The following is a 23,867-nucleotide window of genomic DNA, read 5'->3' as shown; positions in this document are numbered from 1 at the left end:
GATATGAAGACAATATTTTTAAATAACCTGAAAATGTCAATTTTGCTGTTATTGCTCATCAGTTTCAGCGGCTGTAAAAAGTTTATAGATGTTATTCCTCCCGGGAAAAAAATCCCTAAAACTTTTACGGATTATGAGGCTTTGATGCGTGATGAATATGGTAACCACCGTGCAGTGATTACCCAGGCGCTATTGTTGCAGAACGATAAGTTTGAGGCCAGTTCAACCTTAAATTTTTACCCATTGTACACGGCAAACTATTTCTGGAATGAAAGCGCAGACCGGATAGCCATGAACAATGCAGATGAAACCACGTACTATGCCACTTATGGGGCCATTTCAACCAGCAACCTGCTTGTTGAGCATGCTGGCGAAGCTACTGAGGCCACACAGGCACAGAAAGATGAGCTGATTGCGCAGGCAAAGGTTTTAAGGGCACTGAATTACTACATTCTGGCCAACTATTATGCCGATACCTATGAAGAAGCAAATGCAGCCAGTAAACTATCTGTTCCGCTGATACTGAGTGCCGATATCGGTGCCGCATATACCCAGGTGAGCATTAAGGACATCTATGCATTTATGCTGAAAGACATCGATGAGGCCATCCCGGCCTTGCAGGCCACCAGCGCTACAGTATTGCACCCTAACCTTGGAGCGGCATATGCTTTGAAAGCGAGAATTAACCTAACCATGGGCAGGTACCAGGAGGCCTTGAATGCAGCTAATGAAGCTTTAAAGTACAACGATAAACTGTTTGATTGGGTCCAATACTACAATACGTATAAGGCACAGATAGAAGCACCTAACGTATATACCAACGCACCATCTCCAATGGGCCATAACTACGTAGAGAATTATTATTTCCGCCACGGAGCTACCCATCAGCCTGGTCGTGAGGCTGCAATCCGCTTAGACCGGGCAACGCGGTTCGAAAATGGGGATGCCCGTTTTAAATCGAGGTGGAAACTGAGGACTGTAGGTGCTGATACCTATCATACCAGCATCACAACAGGGTTTTACAATATTGGAGGTCTGACCACCACTGAAGTGTACCTGACCAAAGCAGAATGCCAGGCCCGTTTAAATGATGTAGGCGGAGCAATGGGTACACTTAATGCGGTACGTGTAAAACGCATATTCCCGGCAAATTATGTAGCACTTAGCGCTGCAAATACTGCCGATGCTGTAAAACTGATACAACGTACAAAGGCCAATGAGCTGATTTTTAGCATTACTGTCTTTGCCGATGCCCGCAGGCTCAATAAAGATCCGCAATATGCAAGCACATTGACCAAAACAGAGAATGGCAATAACTACAGTCTCTCGCCTGCATCGCACCTGTGGACCATGCCTTTCCCTTATGGCGCAATTAAAAATCCGGGTAACGGCACACTGAAACAAAACGTAGACAAATAATTTAACAATTCCATATGAAATCAATTAAAATGGGCGCAACATTAGTATTGCTATTGTTGTCCATACTTACAAATGCTGCAGTTCTTCAACAGGGATACCACATCAGTGGAATATTTACCGGTCTGCAGGACGGTACCGTACTGGAACTGATCCCGGCTGGTACACATGATGATGAAAAAGCGGTGGCCAATGCAGTTGTTAAAGCCGGTAAATTTAGTTTTAAAGGAGCGGTAGAAGGGCCCAGGTTGTTCCGTATTTCTGTAAAAGGTAATTTTGGTGGTTGTCAGTTAATGGTAAACAATACCAATATCTCGGTTACTGCAAAAGCAGCCCTGGTAGAACAGAATGGTGCTAAGTTTTTAGATCTGAAGGGGCTGAAAATTACCGGAAGCCCCGTTCATGAGGAATACCTGAAAAAAGTTGTTTACAGGGAAATGCTGAACCGGGATTACGAAGCCTATCATAAAAGCGGAGAGGACATTGTGAACCAGATTAGCGCGGCTAAGAACGCGAAAGATTCTGTAAAAGTGTCAGAGTTAATGAAATCTCCTGCTTATCTGCAGTTCGCAGCCGAAGAAAAAGCATTTTTTGATAAGGTAGCCAAAACCTCTACAGATCTGATTACGGCCAATAAAGATTCCTGGTGGGGGGCTTTCCTGATGCTGAATGCTTACAGTTATTTTACACCTGAGCAGAAACCGCTGTTTGAATCTTTATCTGCAACGGCCAAGAATAGCTACTATGGCCGGAAAATAAAAGACGAACTGTTTCCCAAAGGATTTTTAAACCAGAAAGCGCCGGTTTTTGAGGCTGTCAGCAGCGCAAAAAAAGATGCAGCGCTTGGCCAGCTGATAAAAGGCCATAAATATACACTTGTAGATTTCTGGGCTTCCTGGTGTGCGCCTTGCCGAAAGTCTATTCCAGCGCTGAAGGCTTTATACGAAGAAATGAATAGTAAAGGGTTGCAAATTGTAAGCATCTCTATTGATAAAAAGGAATCCGATTGGCTGAAAGCTGAACAGGAGGAAAATTTGAAATGGCCAAGTTTTCTGGACAAAGGTGCTACTGCCGCGGCCTGGAAAATCAGAGCTATTCCGGCCATGTTCCTGTTGGATGAAAAAGGCGTTGTAGTTGCAGAAAACCTGAACCTTGAGCAACTTAAAGCTAAATTAAAAGAAAACATATAATTTTTTTTTGCTTAATTGACCATATTTAAGGCCTGAAGCATATGACGTTCGGTATGGTATACCATAAAACGGAGTGTATCGCCCATATTCAGTTTAATGAACCGGCTCAATGCAGTTTCAACTTTTGACTTATTCAAGTCAATGTAGAGGCATTGTTTTAGCAAAGCTTTCAACAATTCCTGCTGTTTCAAAAAGCGTTCAATTGTAAGGGTATCCAGCAGTCCGCCTTGGGCTGTCATATGCTTCATGGCCTTGTATTTTTTAACCTTATTACCTTTGACCTGTATCATATTGGCGAAATAGTTGCCCAGCATTCCAGCTTTAAAGCTGAGTTTGCCGCTAACTGGTTTTTGCGTCAGAATCTGAGCTTCGATTTTGGGCAGATAAAAGTCTCCATACAGGTTTAAATGTTCCAGGCATTGAAGTGCATTCCATTGGTGATGATGGTTTTTGAAATTCAGCTGTTCGCTGCTCAATGTTTTAAGATAGACGGCCTCCGAGATTGATTTTTCTGTGATGCTTAACAATGTTGTTATCAGCGCTTGGTTTTCTGCTTTCATAATTGATCTTTGATTCGATGCAAATTTGAAAAGAACGGATTTTCTGACCCTTGATTGAAATCAAGAATTTCGGATCCGGCTTAGGGTCTCGGGTGCCATCCTTAAATAGGAGGCGATGTACTTCAAAGGGATGTGCTGGAAAAGATCCGGACTGCGTTGTAAAACCCTGTTCAGTCGCTCTGTAGGCGATAGTGTAAGCAGGTCAATCTCCCGCTCCATTTGTTGGACGATGACGGTTTCCATTAAACCGAGGTAAGCTTTCAGGCGGGCTTCATCCTGTTGGGCCAGCTTTAAGACTTCCTCCTTCGAAATTACTTTGAGTGTAGTTTTACGGATGGCCTCTATATAAAAATCAGAAGGCTTGCCGCTAATGTAGGAGGGCAATGAATTGATCACTGAGCCCGTATAGCCAAACCTGATGGTTTGTTCTTCATGCTCTGATAACAGAAAAACCCTGATGGCACCGGATGCCACATAATAAAGGTTTTTTTCAACTTCTCCCTGTTTCAAAATAAAATCCCCCCTGGCAAATGATTTGTCGGTTCCGAAAGTTTTTATCGCCTCTAAAAGCAGACCGATAAAAGGAAGTTCATTACGCATAACAGGTTTAGAATAAAGAAGACTGCAAAATACAATTTACAGCCTTCTTTATCACATTTTATTTGGCGAAGTAGTTTCTCAATTCGCCGGTATACTCTGCATAATTCCAGCGGATCTGGTCTGCTTTCCCATCACCGCTAATATCTGCAAAATAGAAATTGGTATTTGCGCTTTGCGAGGTACCCCTTAAGGAATAGATGGGGCCGCCAAAAGCATTTCCTGTAGTTGCAAAATAAGCTTTTATTTTACCTAAGTAGAGGTCTGGCCTCCAGTAAACCTTATCAGCCCTGCCGTCACCATTGATGTCGGCAAAATAGAATACAGTTGATGCCGAAACGCTGGTAGCACCGGAGTTGCTGAATGTGGAGGAAGCGGTAAAGGTGCCGTCACCATCCGACAGATAAACCATGGTTTTACCAGAATTCAGTGTAGGGTGCCATAGTATTTTGTCTACCTTTCCATCACCGTTTACATCAGCATAGTAGAAAATAGTTCCCGCAGTAGTACTGGCACCTTCGGAGCCATTTACTACCGAACCGCTGAAGTTCCCGCCAGAGGTAGCCAGGTAAACCCGGGTTTTTCCGGAATCGAACGTTGCGTTCCAGTATATTTTGTCGGCTTTTCCATCTCCGTTTACGTCTGCAAAATTATAAACAGTTGTTGTGCCTGCGCTTGTTCCTTCGGGGTTATCTACAACGGTTGCACTGAAGTTGCCGCCGGTTGTAGCCAGATATACACGCGTATGTCCGGAGTTTAAGGTTGGGTTCCATAAAATCTGATCGGCTTTTCCATCGCCATTTACATCGGCATAGTGGTAACGCGTTGTGCTGAGCGTTGATGCGCCGGCGGCATGCACCACAGCCGGTGAGGCAAAGGTGCCATTACCGTTAGACAGGAATACCTGTGGTCTGCCGCTATCGTAGGTGGGGTTCCAGTATATTTTATCCTGTTTACCATCGCCATTTACGTCGGCAAAGTAAAAGTTTGTACTGGCGCTGGCGCTTTTACCATTGGCATCGGTATGCGGACCGCCAAATATACCAGGTACATAGGTGGCAATGATTGGCCAGTGGTCCGAAGGCCAGTAACCCCCATAGCTGGTGGTAATTACACTGGAAGACGTAAAGGCCATACTCCTGTCACTCATGATCCAGTCGAGCTTTGAATTGCCGGTAGCATCCCAGCCATGGAAAGTATAGTCGCCGGTACTGTCGCCCAGCGCATCTACTACGTCAAGACCGCTTTTAAGATTTCCGATTTCGGTTGTGCCCGGCTGGGCATTAAAATCACCAAACACAATTACCGGCAGGTTGTCGGTATTGTATTGGTTCACCATATCAACCAATGCATTGGCGTTGGCAATCCGCGTAGGCTGTGAGTCGAACTGCCAGTGGCTGTTGCTGATGAAATATTTGTTGGAGGTGGTATTGTCGAGCAATACTACCCATGTGGCTGTATTGATAATGGGGGAGGCGCCAAGCCTTACCGTACCGCTCCTTTCTAGTGTAAACCTGGATGTTTTATAAAAGATGGCTTTAGGGGTGGTGGTGATGGCGGTGCTGTAATATTCTCCATAACCCAATGCCGACATTTGTCCCCTGAACCAGGTTTCAAAGAAATCGTCAGAAAATTCCTGCACACCAAAAACATCCGGGTTATTGTCAACGATGATCTGGCGGATGTTTCCTTTGCGCTGGTCGAGTGATTGAGGGTCACCGGCATCGTCGTGCCTTACATTAAAGGAAAGGACTTTGAAAGGGCCTTCACCGGCCAGCAATGCGGCATTTGACAGGGCTTGAGGAGGCCTGCCCTTGGCGTCATCTTCCGGTTTGTTCATTTCGGCCTGCTTGCATCCTGCAAAACAGAGCGCAGCAGTTAAAGTCAGGATTGACTTTTTCAGGCCATAACGGCCTAAGTTTGTTTTCTTCATTTTGATGTAGTTTAAGTGATATTTAGTTTTTGGTTACGAATGCGTTTAAAAATAACCCCAACTCACGCTTGATGTATTTTGCTGCTACTGCCTGACCTAGATACCGGTTACATCAAAATCTTTAAGAATAAAAAATATAATTTAATATTTTTTAAAGCACTAATATAATATTTTTTAATAAATTGAAATGTTATGTAATTAAAAAATAAATGTTATGAAATTTACAAAGGCAGTTTTCTGCACCGTTTGCTCAAAAAACAAATAAACCTTATCTTGCCGTTCACATACAAACCTGCCATTTGGATCATCTGGCTTAAAATGAACCTAAAAATGTTATTGAAAGAAAATCTAATGCGTAAAAACTTCCTTGCCCTGGGCATAGGCTGTTTATTGATGACTGGTACAGCTCCGGCCTTGCAGGCATCTGAAAATTCTACACCGGTTAACATCCATACGGCTGCAGAGGCTAAAGAGTTGATCGGGCGCTGGGACCTTACCGTTGATGTTAATGGTAAACCGGTACCTTCATGGCTGGAGGTAAAACTTTCAGGCTTTAAAACCCTGGTCGGTTATTTTGTAGCAATGTCGGGCAGCGCAAGGCCTGTAGCAGAAGTAAAGTTCGACAATGGTAAGTTCAGATTTGAGATTCCGCCGCAATGGGAAAGCGGAAGCCAGAACATGATCATAGAAGGGGAGCTCACCACTACAGGTATGCAGGGTAGCATGACCGATTGCGATGGAAAAAAATATAGCTGGAAAGGTGTTAAAGCACCTTATTTAAAGAGAACAGCAGCCCCGGTATGGGGTAAGCCTGTTAGCCTGTTTAATGGCAAAGACCTTAAAGGCTGGAAAGCCAGTGGCGAAAACCAGTGGGTAGTGAAAAATGGCATATTAACGAGTCCGAAAGCAGGTTCAAACCTGATCACCGAACAAAAGTTCAATGATTTTAAACTGCATGTTGAATTTAAATATGGCAAGGGTGGCAATAGCGGTGTGTATTTGAGGGGGCGTTACGAAACGCAAATAGAAGACAGTAAAAAAGATGCGCATCCAAACAGTGTATTGTTTGGCGGTATTTACGGTTTTTTGACGGCCAATGAAATGGTGACCCTGGGGCCTGATCAGTGGCAAACTTATGACATCACCCTGGTTGGCCGTATGGTAACCGTAGTGGCAAATGGAAAAACAATCATCAGCAACCAGGAAATCCCGGGCATTACCGGCGGGGCGCTGGACAGCAATGAAGGCGAACCAGGACCAATTTATCTGCAGGGAGACCACCAACCCATTGAGTTCAGAAAAATTGTGATCACTCCGGCTAAGTAAAGCTACTTTTCAATAAATATGAAACTCCCTGTCAACACCATTTGGCAGGGAGTTTTATTTTGCACTGTCTGCCGTTTCCAGGTTTGATACCAGGTGTAGCTGCGTTCGGGATGCGCCTGAGTTTGCACATGGCTTAAGCAGGCGTTAGATAGGGCTTGGATAAGCTGTTCAGTATGCCAATGCCTAACCAACCCCTAACTAAGGCTTATCCAATGCTTAACCAACCAAGGGCAGATCCCCAATGCACACCAAACATGTTTCAGGCATGATCCATCTGTCTTACACTGTTTTTATATATTATACGGTGATTTCAATCAAATTCAAAAGTATTTAAAACAGAAGTGAAACTGTTCGGCTCATGATTTTCATAAATTCGTTTGAGTGGTGTGAAAGAAAAACAACAATCTAAAACGAGATTATGAGGATAACAATCTTATTTGTGCTATTATTTATTTCGGGCAATTTATTTGCTCAGAAAGATCCTTACCAGACTACATTACAATCCCTATGTGATGTACTGCTTAGCACGCAAATCAACGAGAGCTCCGATCCAAACTTTGGTGCCCTGGTTTGCAGGTCTACCAATCCCGAAAATCACCCCATACATTCGCGGGCAGCAGAGGCTGTGTATCCCTTTGCTGTTGCCTATAAACTTACCCATAAAGTTCAATATCGTGATGCTGCCATTAAACTGGGCAACTGGCTGGTAAAAATCCAGGAAACGAAAGGCAAAAATGCGGGGGGCTGGAGCGAGAGCTGGCCCGATCCTGAACAAAAAGGCTGGCATGGAACTACTACCGATCAGCTGATCTCGCTGGCCGGTGCCTATACCATTCTGAAACCCTGGCTCAATGCAGCAGAAATTGAGAACTGGAACCAGAGCATGAATGCAGCTGCCGATTATATCGTAGCAACATTTCCCCTCGGAAATATCAATTATAATCCTACCGGTGCCGCTACTTTGCTTTATACCTATAAAGTTGCCGCCAGGCCCAAAGAGCGCTGGCTCATTAAAGCCGATTCCCTGATGAACAACAGCACTTTAAACTTTGTAACCAACGATAATTTTCTGAGTGGTGAAGGAAAAGGGATTGATCAAGGTTACAATATCGCGCAAAGTATAGGTTATATTGCACTTTATGCCCTATTGAAAGACGATCCAAGGATCAAGCAGATTGCGGCCAACCTGCTTAAAACGCATAGGCTGTTTGTTTATCCCAACGGCTCTATCGACAATTCATGGGGCACACGCTCTTTTAAATGGAATTATGAAAGCGGAACAAAAACTGCTCCTGGTGTTTATTTCAGTTTTGCCCTGCTGGCCGATATGGACCCGCAATTCGGGGCTGCAGGATTAAAATGCCTGGAATATTTAAATACCTGCGCTATGCAGGATGGATGGATTGGTTACGGCCCGCATGCTGCAAATCATAGCAGCAGTTCCCCGCCCTGCAATTACTCTACTTTTGCAAGGGCACAGAGCATTGCACTGGCTATTGAATATGGTGCTAAAACCAAGGCCCGGGAAAAAGCCTTATTGCCGGCACAGCAGCTCAGCTGGTACCAGTTTTTTCCGGATATTAAGGTGGCGGTTATCCGTACCCCTAAAATGATGGCCACAGTATCTGCCTATGGGGAAATAAGAAGATATCCGCGTGAATCTGTTTGCCGTGGCGGCAGCATTACCAATCTTTGGTACGATGGCTTCGGGAAAAACGGCTTTTTACAGTCTTCCTCTGTTTCTGCCTATGATAGGATTGAAGCCATGCACATGCCAGTTGAAAAGAACCTGCTTCCATTGACATCCAGGATTGAGTTTACAAAAGATACCGCCTACTACGCCAATATATTTGAAGCCGAAGGCGAGATGGACGTGCTGCAGGAAACTGATCATGTTAAAGTAAGCACAGTTGGAAATATGCAAACCATAAAAGGGGTAGAATCTGCCAGCAGCTATCTTTTAACTAACCGTTTCTATGACAGTTATCTTGTAAAAGAGATCACTGTAAAAGGAGAAAGTCAGCAATACAACATTGTTGAGCCTATAGTGAAAGATAAGGGGACTACGTTACGGCTGAAAAACGACAGCACGGTCATCATCAAGACAGCAGTTCCAAATGAAGAATGGGAGTTAAAAGTGCTGAACAGCACCGTGCCCTATAAAATAACGCTGGGCAAAGATGCAGACCGGTATTGGTCGCCCTTTCCTGGTGTAGAAGCTTATCCGGTGGTGATCAGTTTCAGTACAGGTTCAGCAGCTCCTCAGACCCTAAAAATAGCCCTTGGTAAAAAATAAATACAATTATGATCCTAAGAACTCCGCTCATCTCTTTTTTAATTCTGGCTGTATCCGGACTTTCAAGCTTTGCCCAAAAGCCTGATAAACCTAATGTTTTGTTTATTGCTATAGACGACCTGAAGCCGCTTTTGGGTTGTTATGGTGATGGGCTGGCTAAAACGCCCAATATAGACCGTCTGGCCAGAATGGGTACGGTTTTCAAAAGCAATTACTGCCAACAGGCGGTTTGCGGCCCAACCAGGGCCAGCATCATGACCGGAATGCGGCCTGACGTGACCAAAGTATGGGATTTAAAAACGAAGATGCGGGACGTGAATCCGGATATTCTGACCATCCCGCAATATTTTGCCAGCCAGGGTTATTCTACCCAGGCTATCGGCAAAATTTACGATCCGAGATGTGTGGATGAAGACCTGGATAAACCCAGCTGGACTGTTCCGCATTATAAAACAGACAAAAGTTATTATGCGGCTTCTACTGGGCAACCTGTTCTAAATTATTACCAGGCAAAAGATACGAAAGCACTGGTGGAAAAACAGAGGAGAGCAGCTGGCGAAAAGACCTTGACCGATCAGATGCTGCTGGCTACCATACGGCCTTCAATGGAATGTGTAGATGTACCTGATCATGCCTATATCGATGGGGCCAATTCGCTTCAGGCAAAGGACATTTTGGCTGCGCTTGAAAAGAAAAACAAGCCCTTCTTTTTCGCAATAGGTCTGGCCAAACCGCATTTGCCTTTTAATGCGCCTAAAAAATACTGGGACCTTTATGAACGGGACAAGATGCCGGTAGCTGCGTTTCAGGAGCAATCAAAAAATGCAGTGGATGTGGCTTATCAGAATTCGGGAGAACTGCGTGCTTACTCCGATATTCCGGCCTTACTGGCCTTTACCGATCAGAAAAGCTATGGAATAACATTGCCTGTAGAGCGGCAAAAGGAACTGATACATGGATACTATGCTGCTGTTTCCTATGCCGATGCACAGATTGGTATAGTGCTGAATGCCCTGGACTCACTCGGCTTAAGTAAAAATACAATCATAGTGCTTTGGGGTGACCACGGTTGGCATCTGGGCGATCATAACCTATGGTGCAAACACTCCAATTTTGAAGAAGCCACACGCAGCCCGCTGATCTTTTCAGCACCTCATATTAAAGCTTCTGCCACCAAATCCCTTTCAGAATTTGTAGATATTTTTCCTACGCTTTGTGAACTGAGCGGTATTCCGGTTCCTGCTCACCTGGAAGGTAAAAGCCTGGTACCGCTGATGAAGAACCCGAGTGCTTCGGTAAAGGAGTTTGCGTTAAGTCAGTACCCGCGAAGTGCCAATGCAATTGAAACACAACGCATGACAGACGCTACAGCTAAGATTATGGGTTATTCCATGCGTACAAAAAGATACCGTTATACCATCTGGGTAGAAAATTTCAGGACTGACAAGCCCTTTAAAGCATCTGCTGTTGTAGGCCAGGAACTGTATGATTATGTGCAAGACCCGCTGGAAAAGGTTAATGTGCTAAATGATAAAAAATATGCACAGACGGCCAGGCAGTTGAAAGCTGAAATGATCCGGTATTTTAAAAGTAAGGAAAAGCATTGAGCCATACCCGCAAGGAAAAAAGGTGTTACAGATTGCTGTAACACCTTTTTTTTTGTGGTTTAAGGGTTCCACCACAGTTTGGTAGTGACTTTATCCGGACCGCCCAGCTTGCTGATGCCCGATGCCAGTCCACCGGCATTTGCAGAGGCTTCAATAGGAGGGTAGGTTAATCTCTTTACTGCTCCCGGATCACCGGCAGGAGCATCGGTATTGTCAGAATTTAAACGGGGATACAATTTAGGGAAGCCCGTTCTTCTGACTTCGGCCCAGGCTTCCAGTCCGTAGGGATAAAGTGCCAGCCATTTCTGGGTACCTATTTGCTCTCTCTGTACGGCTTCTGTGCTGCCAAAGGCAACAGGAATGTTAGTCATGGCCGGTGTATTGTAAATATCGCCCAGGGCTGCAGGTGTGCTGGTTCCGGTTTTGTAATTCCCGATCACCGTAGCATCTGTTACACCCCATTGTGCCATAGACACGTCAATACCCTGCTGATAATAATTTTGCGCCGTACCTGTGCCCACGGTCCAGTTGTTCAGTTTGGCTTCGGCCATCAAAAAGAAGGTTTCTGCCGCGGTAAAAAGCGTCCAGGGGGCTACACCGCGGTTGGCAAAGCCAAATGAAGAATTGATGTTGCTGTTGTTGGCTACGTTGTTTTGGGCGAGGCCAATCTGCACCTGCGATAAGCCGTTGCGGATGCCTTTGTACACACCGCCACTGGCAGGGTCAAAAAACTTCTGCAAACGAGGGTCGTTATAGCCTTTTAATACGCTTTCCATAGCTGCACTCATGCGGAACTCATTAAAAGAAGATATAGATGCCGTAAGGTGCGGGGTGGTAGTACTCACTTTCATCAGTGCATTGTCGGCATTGGTCGTAATCATACCACCTGTGGCGGTAATGGCCGCTTCGGCCTGCAGGCGGCCCAGCGCAGGATCTTTTTTAGACACCCGCATGGCAGCCCTTAACCAGAGGGAGTTACAGAATTTTGTCCATTTCTTTACATCACCACCATAAATCAGGTCCCCTTTTTCAAAATAACGGGTGGTACCGGTATAGGCAGATAAAGTGGTATTGGCTTCTTTCAGTATTTTAAAGAAATCTTTATAGATGTCTTCCTGGCTGTCGTACAATACTTCAGTATTGCCATTGCCGGCCTGCGAATAGGGAATGGCGCCCCAGTTGTCGGTTACCGGCATAAACATAAATACCTTCCATACCTTGGCGATGGCGTGTTTTATAGGATCCTGCAAGGGACCGCCCGCTTCGGTTTGTTCCATCACTACGCTAAGCTGTGCGTTTGCATTGCTGTAAAAATGGTTCCAGCCATCGTTAAGCCAGTTGCCCACCATCACGTTCCTGTCCGACTCGGCAGATTGCGACGTATTGGAAAAATATTGGGCCTGTGCATCCGAATAGCGGTTTGCGAAACGCTGAAAGGGGGTGGCACCGGAATTGGTGGTATTCGGTCCAAAACAGCCCCGGTATTGTGCTGCAGAAAAGATATACTCCAGTGTGGCATTATCGACTGTCGAAATTTTGGTTTTATCTGTATTCAGGTCTTCAAAATTTTTGGTGCATGACAGCATTACTGTTGCCGCCAGTAAGGTACCTAATGTCTTTTTTATATAATGTGCTTTCATCATGTATATGAATTATTTCGGATAAGTCCGGATTAAAAAGTAAGGTTTAACGAGAGACCGAATGAGCGGGTGGTTGGCGGAGCAAAAGCCTCGATACCAACGGTAGAATTTCCGCTTCCGATCACCTGCTCAGGATCAAAGCCCTCTGCACGGTTCAGCAAAAAGAACAGGTTACGTCCTGTTAGCGAGATGCTGGCCGATTGAAAAGGCTTTCCGTTTAAAAGTTTGCCGCTCAGGTTATAGCCCAATACAAATTCCCTTAAACGGATGTTAGATGCGTCGTAGGTAAATACCTCACCTGCAGGGGTGTTCCTTCCACCCACTTTTTTCCAGTACTGCTCTGCGGTAATCTGTTTGTTGTTTTTGCTGCCATCGGCAAATACGCCGTCAAATATAAAACCATCGCGGTTTTGGGCTGTTTTTGCGGCTACACCGTCGGCATAAATATTGGCATTGGTAAATGAAGATACCACACCACCCATGCGGGCGCTGATGACAAAGCTGGTAAAGAAGTTTTTGTACGAAAACCTGTTGATCACACTACCTGTCCAATTGGGCCGGGTATTGCCTACATATACATCCTGGGCACCGCTGATGACCGGAAGGCCATTGGCATCAACAATGATCTGACCGCCGGCATTGCGCAGGTAACCACGACTATACAGCTCACCGAAAGGTTTGCCTTTTACAATTTTGACCGTATTCATAAAGTCGCCTGCGGTGGTTAATAGAAATTCATTCAGCGTAGGCGAGATCTCCAGCACTTTATTGTTGTTTTTAGAATAGTTTACTGACACATCCCATTTAAAGCTGCTGGTTTTTACGGGGGTACCGTTCAGCGTAAACTCTATACCGTCGTTTTTAATGTTACCGGCATTGATGTACTGGCTGGCCCATCCCGAGCCTGCCGGCAGGGTAATGGCCAGCAATTGATTTTTAGAGTTGCTGTTGTACCAGGTAAAATCAAAACCTAAACGGCTGTTAAAGAACCTGGCCTCCAAGCCCAGTTCCTGGGCCGTGGTAATTTCCGGTTTCAGGCCAGGTATTGGCTTGGTCGCATCCCTGCCAATAGTTACACTGTTTCCTCCCTGAAATGAAGTATAGGTTTGGCTAAGGTTATACGGATCGGCATCGTTACCTGTTTGGGCAAAGGATCCCCGTAATTTTGCAAAGCTGATGAATTCCGGAAGTTTATACATCTCGGAAAGCAGTGCGCTAAGACCTACCGAAGGGAAAAAATAGCTGTTGTTTTCTTTAGGCAGGGTAGATGACCAGTCGTTCCGGCCGGTAACAGTTAAGGTTAAATAGTTTTTATAGCTCAGATCGGCCGTTGCATAAAGCGCTTGTTTTTCTTTCTGATAAATGCCCCTAGTTGGTGTTGAGCCATTGGTATTGCCTACCGTAAACAGGTTTTCGATGATGAGGCTATTGTTCCGGGTGCCGGTGGTTACAATGTCATTCTTTTGGATATTTCCGCCAAAATTAGCGCTTAAGGTAAAAGCTTTAGATAGGTTTTGATTGTAAGAGAACAGGAAGTCGTGGTTAATCTCTCGCACATCCCTGGTATTGAGCTGATAGTCACCCTGAGGTGCTATAACATAGGTATCATTATACCATTTAAATTCTCCGTTGTCCGTGTACCTGTCAATACCGGAGCGCAGCATTACATTTAATGAGGGTAAGATCTTGTAGGTCAAAGAGGCAAAGCCGGTAAGCCTGTTTCTTTCTTCATCGGCCAGGTTTCTGTTTTTTGCCCAATATGGATTGGCAGCAGCAGTGGCACCTGGGTTCCAGTAGTTTTGACGTAAAAAGCCAGAGCCATTAATATAGTCGTAATTCAGCAGATCTTCAGGGGCAATATTGATGGGCACGCGGTAGATGCCCAGGTTGGGGTTGTCGTTACCACCTCCAACACCTGAACGGTTTATGATGTCCTGGTTCAGGTAAGTAGCTTTGAGGTCCGCAGTAAAACGCTCCCCAAGTTTTCCACTGGCCCTTAAATTAAAGTTATGGCGTTTCAGTTTGTTGTTGTCTACAATACCCGTTGCGTTGGTATTGGTATAGGAAAAATACACCTGTGCCTGTTCTGTGCCGGTATTTAAAGCAATACTGTTTACCAGATTGGTGCCGTTGCTGTAAAAATCCCTGAAATTATCCGGGTGCGCAACATAGGCATTGGTCTTGCCGGCATCGGCAGGATCCTTACTCCAGGTAGGAACCATTTTACCATCCAGCTTTGGGCCCCAGCTTTGTTCGCCTGAGGCACTGAAGATGCCTGAAGCGCCCTGCCCGTATTCGGTCTGGAATTTCTGTAAAAAGATAGGCTGTTCTATCTGTAGGCCAGCGGTATAGCTAATGCCTACACCTTTACGTTGTTTTCCTTTTTTTGTGGTGATGATGATTGCCCCATTAGAAGCCCTGCTTCCGTACAAAGCCGTAGCAGAAGCACCTTTTAAAACGTTTATGGATTCTATATCATCCGGATTAAGGCTGGATATGCCATCTCCCGAATCCCTTCCGCCGTTAACCCTTCCGGCCTGGGCCGTGGAATTATCCAGCGGCACACCATCTACTACCATAAGGGCTTGGTTATTGCCACTGATAGAGCGGTCGCCCCGCAGGGTTACCCTCGATGAACCGCCCAGACCTGAGGAAGAGCGGACAACATCAAGTCCGGCTACCTTTCCGGTCAGGGAGTTCACCACATTTAGTTCCCTGGCCTTGCTGAGTTCTTCGGTATTTACTGTTTGGGTAGCATACACCAGTGTTTTCTTCTCCTTAGTGATACCTAAGGCAGTAACTACTACTTCATTCAGGGCTTTGCTGTCGCTTATTAATACCACACGCAAAGTATTACCATTTACTTGCTTTTCCTGGCTGATATAGCCAATGTAGGAGAACACAAGTGTTGCATTAGAGGGCGCATTGATGGAAAAGGCTCCATTGGGATCGGTTGTAGTAACTGTTTTGGTATTTTTTACAGTTACGGTAACCCCGGGTAAAGGCAGCTGCGTTTCGTCTACCACAGTGCCTTTAACCTGGGCAAGTGCAATCGTAGCCAGGAAACAAAGTCCAGATAATAAGGAAAGTTTTCTTTTCATACATTTAATAGTTTGGTTATCAAATCAAATCTATCTTTCCGTATGCGCTTTGGGTTTCGCTTTTGTTTTTTTTGATTTAAGTTTTGACCAGTTAACCGGGATATTTGCAAATGATAAGGTGCTGTCGCTGACAGTTTGAACTGATCATTTGTTAATGCCGATTCCTTGGGGGGAATAAAAAAAACCTGACTCACTGTTTGTAAGTCAGGTCGGATATTTTTACAATTGATCCTGTTTTTTCAATTAAGACTGGTTCAGGGTTTTCAGGTCAATCTTTTTCAGCGCTGCATAACGTTTTAATGCTTCAAGGAAATAATAATCGGCATAATTTAATGGGGTGTCAATCTCTGAATTGTACAGCAGTGCACCTACGCTATGTTTCAGGATAAAAAACTTGTTCTCACCCGGTTTGGCCAGGTATTCATCAGAAGATAGCGTTTTCAGGATATCCTCTGCATATTTAAAATATTTCTGTCCATCTTTAACCTGTGTGCTCAGGTCTAACAATGCCGAAGCAATTACAGCAGCAGCAGAGGCATCCCTTGGCGACCGGTCGCGGTTATGTACATCAAAGTCCCAAAGCGGAATTTTGTCGGCCGGCATTGCAGGATGGTTCATGATAAAGGCTGCAATGTGTTCTGCCTGCTCCACAAATTTTTTGTCTTTGGTGTCTTTATAGCTCATGGTATAACCATAAAGGCCCCATGCCTGTCCGCGTGCCCATGCCGATTCGTTGGTGAGGCCCTGGTGGGTTTCGCGCTGCAGTACTTTTCCGCTCAGGGTGTCGTAGCTGATGACGTGATAAGAGCTGTAATCTTTCCTGAAATGGTTTTTCATCGTAGTTACGGCATGTGTTTTAGCTGCATTAAACCATTCCGGTTTATTGAATTCTTTACCGGCCCAGTATAAATATTCCAGGTTCATCATGTTGTCGATGATCACAGGATATTGCCAGTGGCCGAAATCCCAGGAGCGGATTACGCCTGCTTTTTTGTTGAAACGGGCATATAAGTTGGCTGCACCATTTTCTAAAGGTTTAAGGTAAATTTTATCCCTGGTTATTCTCCATGCATTTCCATAAGAGCAATACAGCATAAAGCCCAGGTCGTGCGTATCTTTTACATATTGTATAGAATCCAGTGCCAGGGTAAATCTTTTTGCTTCGGTGGCCATATTTTGATCTCCCGACAGCTCATAGCCATACCAAAGGCTGCCCGCAAAGAAACCAGTGGTCCAGTCGCGCAGCGGCGCCAGCCTTACCGTACCATCCGGATTGATGGACCTCGGATTCATTCCCGGTGTATAAGTCTGCGCAGCTTTGGTTAACTGGTATACTGCAGTTTTTGTAGATTTCTTTAACCAGTCATCCCCGTTGCCTTTCGTGACTGCCATACTATTTACTGAGCCCATCAAGGCGATAGCTGCAGCAAACGTACTGAGTAGTGTTTTCATATTCCGATCTAAGTTTTGTTTTTAATGTTGATGAAGGTAGGGAGCCTGAAAAGGACATGCTTTCAGAATGGGATATATTCATTTAAAAATTGTTGAATCCTGAAAAAAATTGTTCCACTGCAGGAGGTAGCCATAATGATGAAATAGGTTATTGATGGAAGAGCTTGTATTTTTGTAAAATAAAAGGGGGATTAATCAAAAGTGATAGTATTTTAAACAATACCTAAATCCATTCTTATTATACTGTTTTACATTCGTTTTGTCAATAAAACCAAATTATGTAAATCCAAAAATGTTATGAAACGATTTTTACTGCTATTAATTATTGTTGCGGGTAACCTTACGCTCTATGCCCAAAATATAAGTGTTAAGGGGGTGGTTACCGACGAAGCGGGCAACCCGCTACCCGGTGCCACAGTGACCGAGAAAGGTGTTGCCAACGGAAAAGTAACCGATAACAATGGCGCGTATGAAATCAGGGTAAAGCAGGATGCCATACTGGTCTTTTCCTTTATAGGATCGACCACTACCGAGCGGGCTGTTAAAGGGCGTAGTGTGATCAATGTAAAACTTGCTGATGACAACAAAAACCTGAACGAGGTGGTTGTGATTGGTTATGGTACAGTGAAACGGAAAGACCTGACCGGGGCAGTTTCTTCTGTGAAAGGGGAAGAAATAAGTAAAGTACCTGTGCCAAACGTAGCCAGTGCTTTGCAGGGGCGCGTTGCAGGGATGACGGTTGCGCCATCTGATGGAACTCCGGGCGCCCAGCCTACCATTACCATAAGAGGTGGTGGTTCCATTACCCAAAGCAATGAGCCTTTATATGTTGTGGATGGTATTCCGCAAACAGATGGACTAAGCTTTCTTGATCCTATGGATATCGAAAGCGTAGATGTACTGAAAGACGCTTCTGCCACTTCTATTTACGGTGCCCGTGGTGCAAATGGGGTAATCCTGATTACGACCAAACAACCTAAAGCCGGAAAACTGACCATAAATTACGATATGTATTATGGTGCAAAAAAGATAACCAGGGAACTGCCTTTGTTAAACCCATACCAGTATACCTTATTACAATATGAAAGGGCATTGGGTAATGCAACCGAGATGGATCGTTACACCAGGACATTTGGCGATTTTTCCAGAAGAGATGAGCTATATGCCGGAAAGGCTGGTATAAACTGGCAGGATTTGGCATTGGGCAATACGGCAAACAGTCAGTACCATAAAGTAAGCTTGAGTGGAGGAAGTACTGAAACCAGGTTTAACCTGTTTTATTCCCATAACAACGATGAAGGCACGATGCTGAACAGCTCGGCCGAGAAAGATGTGATGAAACTGACCGTGAACCATAACCTGGGTAAAAAATTGAAGGTAAACGGAATTGTAAACTACTCTAACCAGAATGTTTATGGTGTGGGTACCAGAGAAGGCAATAACCGTTTTAACCAGCTGCAAAATATTTTGCAGTACAGGCCAACATTTGGCATTGGTGGAACGGATGATGACCTGATCAATCAGGATACCGATCCTTTTCTGGATGAGAATTCAGGAAATGTACTGCAAAACCCCATTACCAATGCCGAATCGCAACTGAGATCAGCCAATAGCAAGCTTTTGAATTTGAACGCTTCTGTAGATTATGAGATTTTTCCGGGTTTAACTTATCGTGCTTTGGTAGGCTTTAAGACGGCCAACAACAAAACAAAGCTGTTTAATGATGCACGTTCTATGAATGCCAAGCGTGCAAATGGGCCGAATGGCTCTATCGCTCAGGCCGATCAGAACGGCTGGAACTACAGCAATACTTTGACTTATGTCCCTAAATTAAAAAAATCACATAGCCTTACTGTGATGGCGGGCCAGGAACAATTGTACAACCTGTCGGAGAACTTCTCTATGGCAGCAAGTAATTTCCCTAATGTGAATTTAGGACTGGACGATATTGGCCAGGGTGCCGTATTGGGACCGTTGAGCTCCAGGAAAGAAGATGACAAATTATTCTCTTTATTTGGAAGGGCCAATTATTCCTATAAAGACAGGTACCTTTTGTCGGCCAGCTTCAGGGCCGATGGCTCATCCAAATTTGGTGCGGACAATAAATTCGGTTATTTCCCTTCTGCAGCTTTTGCCTGGAGGATAAGTGATGAGGGCTTCATGAAAAGCATCAAACAGATTTCCGACCTGAAACTGCGTGTAAGTTATGGGGCTTCAGGTAACAACCGTATTGGTAACTACTTGTCGCTGGACCTGTTCCAGTCTGGTTTTTATCCGCTGAACAACTCCAATGTGATTGCTGTTTTCCCGAATTCATTGCCTAACCCGGATCTGAAATGGGAAACGACCATCTCTAAAAACCTTGGTCTGGACCTGGGCTTATTTGGTCAGCGTGTACAATTAACCGTTGATGCCTATGATAACCGTATTTCTGACCTGCTGTTAAATTCAGTGGTTTCGGGTGTATCCGGATTTAACAATATGCTCATCAATGTGGGCTCAACCAGCAATAAAGGGATAGAGTTTACTTTAAATACCGTTAACATTAAGAAAAGCGATTTCAGCTGGAACAGTACCTTTAACATTGGTTTCAACAACAACAAGGTAACCAGTCTGAACAAAGGTGATAAGTTTATGCTGGCAAATTCAGGATGGGGAGAGAACCTGGAAAATGATTATATCGTAGAAGTAGGCAAGTCTGTAGGTCGTATGTATGGTTACAAAACCAATGGAGTTTATACGGTTGATGATTTTGATTACAATCCAACTACTCAGGTGTTTACTTTAAAAAGCGGTATTGCCCAGGACCCAAGTAATCCGGCAAAACCAGGTACATTGAAATATCTGGATGTAAACGGGGATGGGGTAGTCAATGCTGATGATCGTTCGGTAATCGGAAATGCTACACCAAAATTCATCGGAGGTTTAAACAATAACTTCAGCTATAAAGGTTTTGATTTAAGCGTGTTCATCAACTGGTCGTATGGCAATGACATTTACAATGGAAACCTCCTGAATAATAGTCAGACCAATCTTAACAACATCAATACCATGGCTTATTTTGCGGACCGCTGGATTACGGTAAATGCTGCCGGGCAACGCATTACCACTCCTGAGGAAATGACCGCCCTGAATGCAGGTAAAACCATACCATCATACACCGGTAGGGGTGCCGCTTTGCGCCTGTACGATAAAATGATCGAAGATGGCTCTTTCCTGCGCATCAGCAATGTAAGCCTGGGTTATACCTTCCCTAAAAACTGGGTGTCCAAATTAAAAATGAGCGGTGCAAGGGTATATTTAACAGCCTATAACCTGCATACCTTTACCAAATACAGTGGTTATGATCCGGAAGTAAGTACGGCTAACCCAACCCGTTTAACACCGGGTGTAGATTTTGGTGCTTATCCCAGAAGCCGTTCATTTGTGGCCGGTGTAAATGTTTCCTTCTAAAATTCAAGATTAAGATCATGAAAAGATATATTAAATTAATGGTTGTAGCCTCGGCTATATTTGTTATGCCAACTTCCTGCAAAAAATGGCTGAAAGAAGAACCTTATTCGCTTTATGCAAGTGATACTTTTTTCAAAACTACTGATGAAGCAGATATGGCCGTACTTGGGGTTTATCAGCAAATGACGGGAACAGCCGGCTATGGTTTCTACATGTCAATGGTATTTGATATCGATACAGATATTGCCCAGATGCAGGGGACAGCGCTTAGTGACGGCCCCAGGCAGGTTGCCCATTATGGCATACCTACTGCCCATTCGTATATGCTTGATACCTGGAGACAGATGTACAGGGGCATCAACAGGGCCAACCTCGTAATTGAAAAGGTGCCGCAGATGGACCTTTATAAAAACGGTACCGATGCGCAGAAAGCGATCCTGAACAAGATATTGGGAGAAGCTAAATTTTTAAGGGGCCAGTATTATTTCGACCTGGTGCGCTTGTTTGGTGATGTGCCAATGAAGCTTAAATCTACCGAAGCTACAGATGACGTATTGCTGCCCAGGACAGACAGGTACGAAATTTATACCCAGATCATTAAGGACATGACCGAAGCAGCTGCACTTATTCCTGAAAACTCTGCAAAATCTAAAGACGAAAGGTTAAGCAAGGGAGCAGTGAAAGGTATGCTGGCGCGTGTGGCTTTATTTGCCGGAGGCTGGTCGTTAAGACAAAGCGGTCAGATGGAACGTCCTTCCAACTATAAAGAGTACTATGCCATTGCACAGAAAATGACTTCAGAGGTGATGGGCTCAGGTGAACATGCGCTGAATACCAGCTATGAGCAGATTTTCAAAAACCATTGCAAATTTATCCTGGAGCCTAAAGAATCCATGTACGAAGTGGCATTGTTTAACGCAACGGGAGGAGCCGGAAACAGTGGTGTGGTAGGTACCTGGAACGCACCTATTGCTGATGCCGGAAACCCTTACGGCAGGGCCAACTCTTTTTACAAAACTACGGCATTGTTCCAAAAGAGCTATAAAACTGGTGATCTGCGTAGAGACGTGGCCGTGTGTACTTATAAACTGGATGTAGCAGGTAATCAGGTACCTCAGCTTACTGGCCGCCTGGATGAAGGTTGGGCCCCGGGAAAATGGAGACGTGATTGGCAGAATACAGGGCCTAAAGACCTGAACAATACAGACATCAACTGGACCTTGTTGCGCTATGCCGATGTACTCCTGATGCGTGCCGAAGCTGAGAATGAGCTGAACGAGGGACCAAATGCTGCAGCTTACGATGCCATTAACCAGGTAAGGAGAAGGGCATATGGTAAGCCGCTGAACACTGCTGATGCAACGGTTGATTTACCTGCAGGCTTGAACAAATCAGACTTTTTTGAAAGAGTGAAACAGGAGCGCGCATGGGAGCTTTGCTTTGAAGGCATGAGAAGGATGGACCTGATCCGCTGGAATATTCTTGGAACAAGCATCCGGGCTACGCAGGCAGCTTTGAAAGCCTACCGTAGTAACTATGCTTATGTAGCAGCAGATAATTTTAAAGACAACAAAAATGAACTATACCCGATCCCTCAGATTGAAAGGGATTTGAATACGAACCTATCGCAAAATCCTAAATACTAAAAATGGTTAAACTGAAACTGATCTTTTCAGGTTTGATTGCTGGCATGGCTTTAGCGTCATGCCAGCAGCCTAAACCTGCTGAAAGTGCCAGAAGGCCGAATATTGTGTTCATCATGACGGATGACCATACCATTCAGGCCATGAGTGCTTATGGCAGTAAGCTGATTAAGACGCCAAACCTGGACAGAATTGCCAATGAAGGGATGTTGTTTAACAACTGCTTTGTGACCAATGCAGTTTGCGGCCCTTCCAGGGCAACCATTCTTACCGGAAAATACAGCCACCTGAACGGCCTTACCGACAATTCAAAGGTGTTCGACAGCACCCAGGTCATTTATCCGCAGTTGTTAAAAAAAGCAGGCTACCAGACCGCTATGATCGGTAAATGGCACCTGGGCTCTAATCCTGTAGGCTTTGATTATTACAGCATTTTGCCCAATCAGGGACAATATTACCAGCCTGAGTTTATAGAGAATGGTAAAGTGGTGAAGGAAAAAGGATACGTAACAGATCTGATTACTGATAAGGCTATTCGCTTTCTGGAAAAGCGGAACCAGGACCAGCCCTTCCTGATGATTTACCAGCATAAGGCTCCGCACCGGAACTGGCTGCCTGCACCACGCCACCTGGGCATGTTCGACGATAAGGTTTTTCCTGAACCAGCAACACTGCTTGATGATTTTAAAGGCAGGGGCAGGGCTGCGAAAGAACAGATGATGAACATCTCTACCGATATGTGGCCTGCATGGGACCTGAAAATGATGTCGACCGCCCAGCTGGATTCCATGGCTAAACTGCCCGTTAAGGCTAAGTTTAAAGATGCCAAAGGCGATGATTACAAGCAGGCCAACGACCCTTCGCTGGATAAAAGCCGCTTTTTCGAGGTTTATAACCGCATGGACGAGCAGGAAAAACAGCAATGGAAAAAAGTGTATGACAAACGTGTAGCCGAGTTTAACAGGCTTAAACCTAAGGGTGACGACCTGGTGCGCTGGAAATACCAGCAGTACATGCGCGATTACATGGCCTGTGTGGTTTCGGTAGATGAAAACGTAGGCCGGCTGATGGATTACCTCAAAAAGATAGGGGAACTGGATAACACCATTATTGTATATACCTCCGATCAGGGCTTTTATCTGGGCGAAAATGGTTATTTCGATAAACGCTTTATGTATGATGTGTCGTTTCGTACACCTTTGCTGGTAAGATACCCGGCTTCAGTTAAAGCAGGGTCGATAAGCAATGCTTTTGCCATGAACCTGGATTTTGCACCTACTTTACTGGATTACGCCGGCGTAAAAATCCCCGGAGATATGCAGGGCGTATCGCTAAGGCCGGTGCTTGACAACGCAGGTAAAGCCCCTGAAAACTGGCGTAAAGCCGTGTACTATCATTATTATGAATACCCGAGCTGGCATATGGTAAAAAGGCATTATGGCATCAGGACAGAACGTTATAAGCTGATCCATTTTTACAATGATGTAGACGAGTGGGAGCTGTACGATATGCAGAAAGACCCGCAGGAACTACACAATTTGTACAGCAATGCTGCATATCAGCCTGTAATTAATGAGCTTAAAGCGGAAATGAAAAAACTGCAGCTACAATATAAAGATACAAATCCAACGGAAACCCTTTCAAAATAGACAA

14 protein-coding genes are annotated in these 23,867 nt (G+C 44.8%); 8 read left to right on the top strand and 6 right to left on the bottom strand.

What is annotated here, in order from left to right:
• Positions 1-3: 3 nt before the first annotated feature.
• Both B9A91_RS01045 and B9A91_RS01040 read left to right on the top strand, forming a co-directional pair.
• The gene (locus tag B9A91_RS01045) at positions 4-1,419 is read left to right on the top strand and encodes a RagB/SusD family nutrient uptake outer membrane protein (RefSeq protein WP_084236575.1); all 1,416 of its coding nucleotides are present in this window, start codon (positions 4-6) and stop codon (positions 1,417-1,419) included.
• A 14-nt stretch (positions 1,420-1,433) separates the two neighbouring features.
• Positions 1,434-2,606: a TlpA disulfide reductase family protein gene (locus B9A91_RS01040; RefSeq protein ID WP_084236574.1), complete on the top strand. Its 1,173-nt coding sequence runs from the start codon at positions 1,434-1,436 to the stop codon at positions 2,604-2,606.
• An 11-nt stretch (positions 2,607-2,617) separates the two neighbouring features.
• On the opposite strand, the gene B9A91_RS01035 is transcribed toward B9A91_RS01040, so the two are convergent.
• Genes B9A91_RS01035 through B9A91_RS01025 form a run of 3 tightly spaced genes read right to left on the bottom strand, consistent with a single transcriptional unit; the run spans position 2,618 to position 5,696 of the window.
• Positions 2,618-3,166 carry a DinB family protein gene (locus B9A91_RS01035; RefSeq protein ID WP_084236573.1) on the bottom strand — a complete coding sequence of 183 codons (549 nt, stop codon included), beginning with the start codon at positions 3,164-3,166 and terminating at the stop codon, positions 2,618-2,620.
• Between the two features lie 60 nt (positions 3,167-3,226).
• Positions 3,227-3,766 (bottom strand): Crp/Fnr family transcriptional regulator, encoded by a 540-nt coding sequence (locus B9A91_RS01030; RefSeq protein WP_084236571.1) that lies wholly within the window; start codon positions 3,764-3,766, stop codon positions 3,227-3,229.
• A gap of 58 nt (positions 3,767-3,824) precedes the next feature.
• Positions 3,825-5,696, bottom strand: coding sequence for an FG-GAP-like repeat-containing protein (locus B9A91_RS01025; protein ID WP_084236569.1), 1,872 nt, complete (start codon positions 5,694-5,696; stop codon positions 3,825-3,827).
• Between the two features lie 351 nt (positions 5,697-6,047).
• On the opposite strand from B9A91_RS01025, the gene B9A91_RS01020 reads away from it, so the two are divergent.
• The 3 genes from B9A91_RS01020 to B9A91_RS01010 all read left to right on the top strand — a co-directional run bounded on the left by B9A91_RS01020 (position 6,048) and on the right by B9A91_RS01010 (position 10,925).
• On the top strand, positions 6,048-7,022 hold the full coding sequence (locus tag B9A91_RS01020) for a 3-keto-disaccharide hydrolase (protein WP_084239531.1): 975 nt from the start codon (positions 6,048-6,050) through the stop codon (positions 7,020-7,022).
• A gap of 418 nt (positions 7,023-7,440) precedes the next feature.
• Positions 7,441-9,318, top strand: a complete 1,878-nt coding sequence (locus B9A91_RS01015; protein WP_084236567.1) for an ulvan lysase-like protein — start codon at positions 7,441-7,443, stop codon at positions 9,316-9,318.
• Positions 9,319-9,326: 8 nt separating this feature from the next.
• Positions 9,327-10,925, top strand: a complete 1,599-nt coding sequence (locus B9A91_RS01010) for a sulfatase (RefSeq protein ID WP_084236565.1) — start codon at positions 9,327-9,329, stop codon at positions 10,923-10,925.
• Between the two features lie 59 nt (positions 10,926-10,984).
• Here B9A91_RS01010 and B9A91_RS01005 read toward each other — a convergent pair whose 3' ends face one another.
• The 3 genes from B9A91_RS01005 to B9A91_RS00995 all read right to left on the bottom strand — a co-directional run bounded on the left by B9A91_RS01005 (position 10,985) and on the right by B9A91_RS00995 (position 17,118).
• Positions 10,985-12,568 (bottom strand): SusD/RagB family nutrient-binding outer membrane lipoprotein, encoded by a 1,584-nt coding sequence (locus B9A91_RS01005; protein ID WP_235012355.1) that lies wholly within the window; start codon positions 12,566-12,568, stop codon positions 10,985-10,987.
• Between the two features lie 29 nt (positions 12,569-12,597).
• Positions 12,598-15,666, bottom strand: coding sequence for a SusC/RagA family TonB-linked outer membrane protein (locus B9A91_RS01000; RefSeq protein ID WP_084236563.1), 3,069 nt, complete (start codon positions 15,664-15,666; stop codon positions 12,598-12,600).
• Between the two features lie 243 nt (positions 15,667-15,909).
• Complete coding sequence (locus B9A91_RS00995) at positions 15,910-17,118, bottom strand: glycoside hydrolase family protein (RefSeq protein ID WP_084236561.1); 1,209 nt, start codon at positions 17,116-17,118, stop codon at positions 15,910-15,912.
• Between the two features lie 297 nt (positions 17,119-17,415).
• Between B9A91_RS00995 and B9A91_RS00990 the strand changes: the two genes are divergently transcribed.
• Genes B9A91_RS00990 through B9A91_RS00980 form a run of 3 tightly spaced genes read left to right on the top strand, consistent with a single transcriptional unit; the run spans position 17,416 to position 23,863 of the window.
• Positions 17,416-20,571, top strand: a complete 3,156-nt coding sequence (locus tag B9A91_RS00990; protein ID WP_084236559.1) for a SusC/RagA family TonB-linked outer membrane protein — start codon at positions 17,416-17,418, stop codon at positions 20,569-20,571.
• Between the two features lie 17 nt (positions 20,572-20,588).
• Positions 20,589-22,217 carry a RagB/SusD family nutrient uptake outer membrane protein gene (locus B9A91_RS00985; protein WP_084236557.1) on the top strand — a complete coding sequence of 543 codons (1,629 nt, stop codon included), beginning with the start codon at positions 20,589-20,591 and terminating at the stop codon, positions 22,215-22,217.
• 2 nt (positions 22,218-22,219) lie between these two features.
• Complete coding sequence (locus tag B9A91_RS00980) at positions 22,220-23,863, top strand: sulfatase family protein (protein ID WP_084236554.1); 1,644 nt, start codon at positions 22,220-22,222, stop codon at positions 23,861-23,863.
• Positions 23,864-23,867: the final 4 nt, after the last annotated feature.

This window comes from Pedobacter africanus, from assembly GCF_900176535.1.
In the GTDB taxonomy this organism is placed as follows: Bacteria; Bacteroidota; Bacteroidia; order Sphingobacteriales; family Sphingobacteriaceae; genus Pedobacter; species Pedobacter africanus.
Note: the sequence above shows the minus strand (reverse complement) of the source record. Positions and strands in the feature narration are given on the sequence as shown.

What these genes read in the sequence shown, in the direction of transcription:
- B9A91_RS01045 (WP_084236575.1), top strand. Translation starts at nt 4, where the DNA reads ATGAAGACAATATTTTTAAATAACCTGAAAATGTCAATTTTGCTGTTA.
- B9A91_RS01040 (WP_084236574.1), top strand. Translation starts at nt 1,434, where the DNA reads ATGAAATCAATTAAAATGGGCGCAACATTAGTATTGCTATTGTTGTCC.
- B9A91_RS01035 (WP_084236573.1), bottom strand. Translation starts at nt 3,166, where the DNA reads ATGAAAGCAGAAAACCAAGCGCTGATAACAACATTGTTAAGCATCACA.
- B9A91_RS01030 (WP_084236571.1), bottom strand. Translation starts at nt 3,766, where the DNA reads ATGCGTAATGAACTTCCTTTTATCGGTCTGCTTTTAGAGGCGATAAAA.
- B9A91_RS01025 (WP_084236569.1), bottom strand. Translation starts at nt 5,696, where the DNA reads ATGAAGAAAACAAACTTAGGCCGTTATGGCCTGAAAAAGTCAATCCTG.
- B9A91_RS01020 (WP_084239531.1), top strand. Translation starts at nt 6,048, where the DNA reads ATGCGTAAAAACTTCCTTGCCCTGGGCATAGGCTGTTTATTGATGACT.
- B9A91_RS01015 (WP_084236567.1), top strand. Translation starts at nt 7,441, where the DNA reads ATGAGGATAACAATCTTATTTGTGCTATTATTTATTTCGGGCAATTTA.
- B9A91_RS01010 (WP_084236565.1), top strand. Translation starts at nt 9,327, where the DNA reads ATGATCCTAAGAACTCCGCTCATCTCTTTTTTAATTCTGGCTGTATCC.
- B9A91_RS01005 (WP_235012355.1), bottom strand. Translation starts at nt 12,568, where the DNA reads ATGATGAAAGCACATTATATAAAAAAGACATTAGGTACCTTACTGGCG.
- B9A91_RS01000 (WP_084236563.1), bottom strand. Translation starts at nt 15,666, where the DNA reads ATGAAAAGAAAACTTTCCTTATTATCTGGACTTTGTTTCCTGGCTACG.
- B9A91_RS00995 (WP_084236561.1), bottom strand. Translation starts at nt 17,118, where the DNA reads ATGAAAACACTACTCAGTACGTTTGCTGCAGCTATCGCCTTGATGGGC.
- B9A91_RS00990 (WP_084236559.1), top strand. Translation starts at nt 17,416, where the DNA reads ATGAAACGATTTTTACTGCTATTAATTATTGTTGCGGGTAACCTTACG.
- B9A91_RS00985 (WP_084236557.1), top strand. Translation starts at nt 20,589, where the DNA reads ATGAAAAGATATATTAAATTAATGGTTGTAGCCTCGGCTATATTTGTT.
- B9A91_RS00980 (WP_084236554.1), top strand. Translation starts at nt 22,220, where the DNA reads ATGGTTAAACTGAAACTGATCTTTTCAGGTTTGATTGCTGGCATGGCT.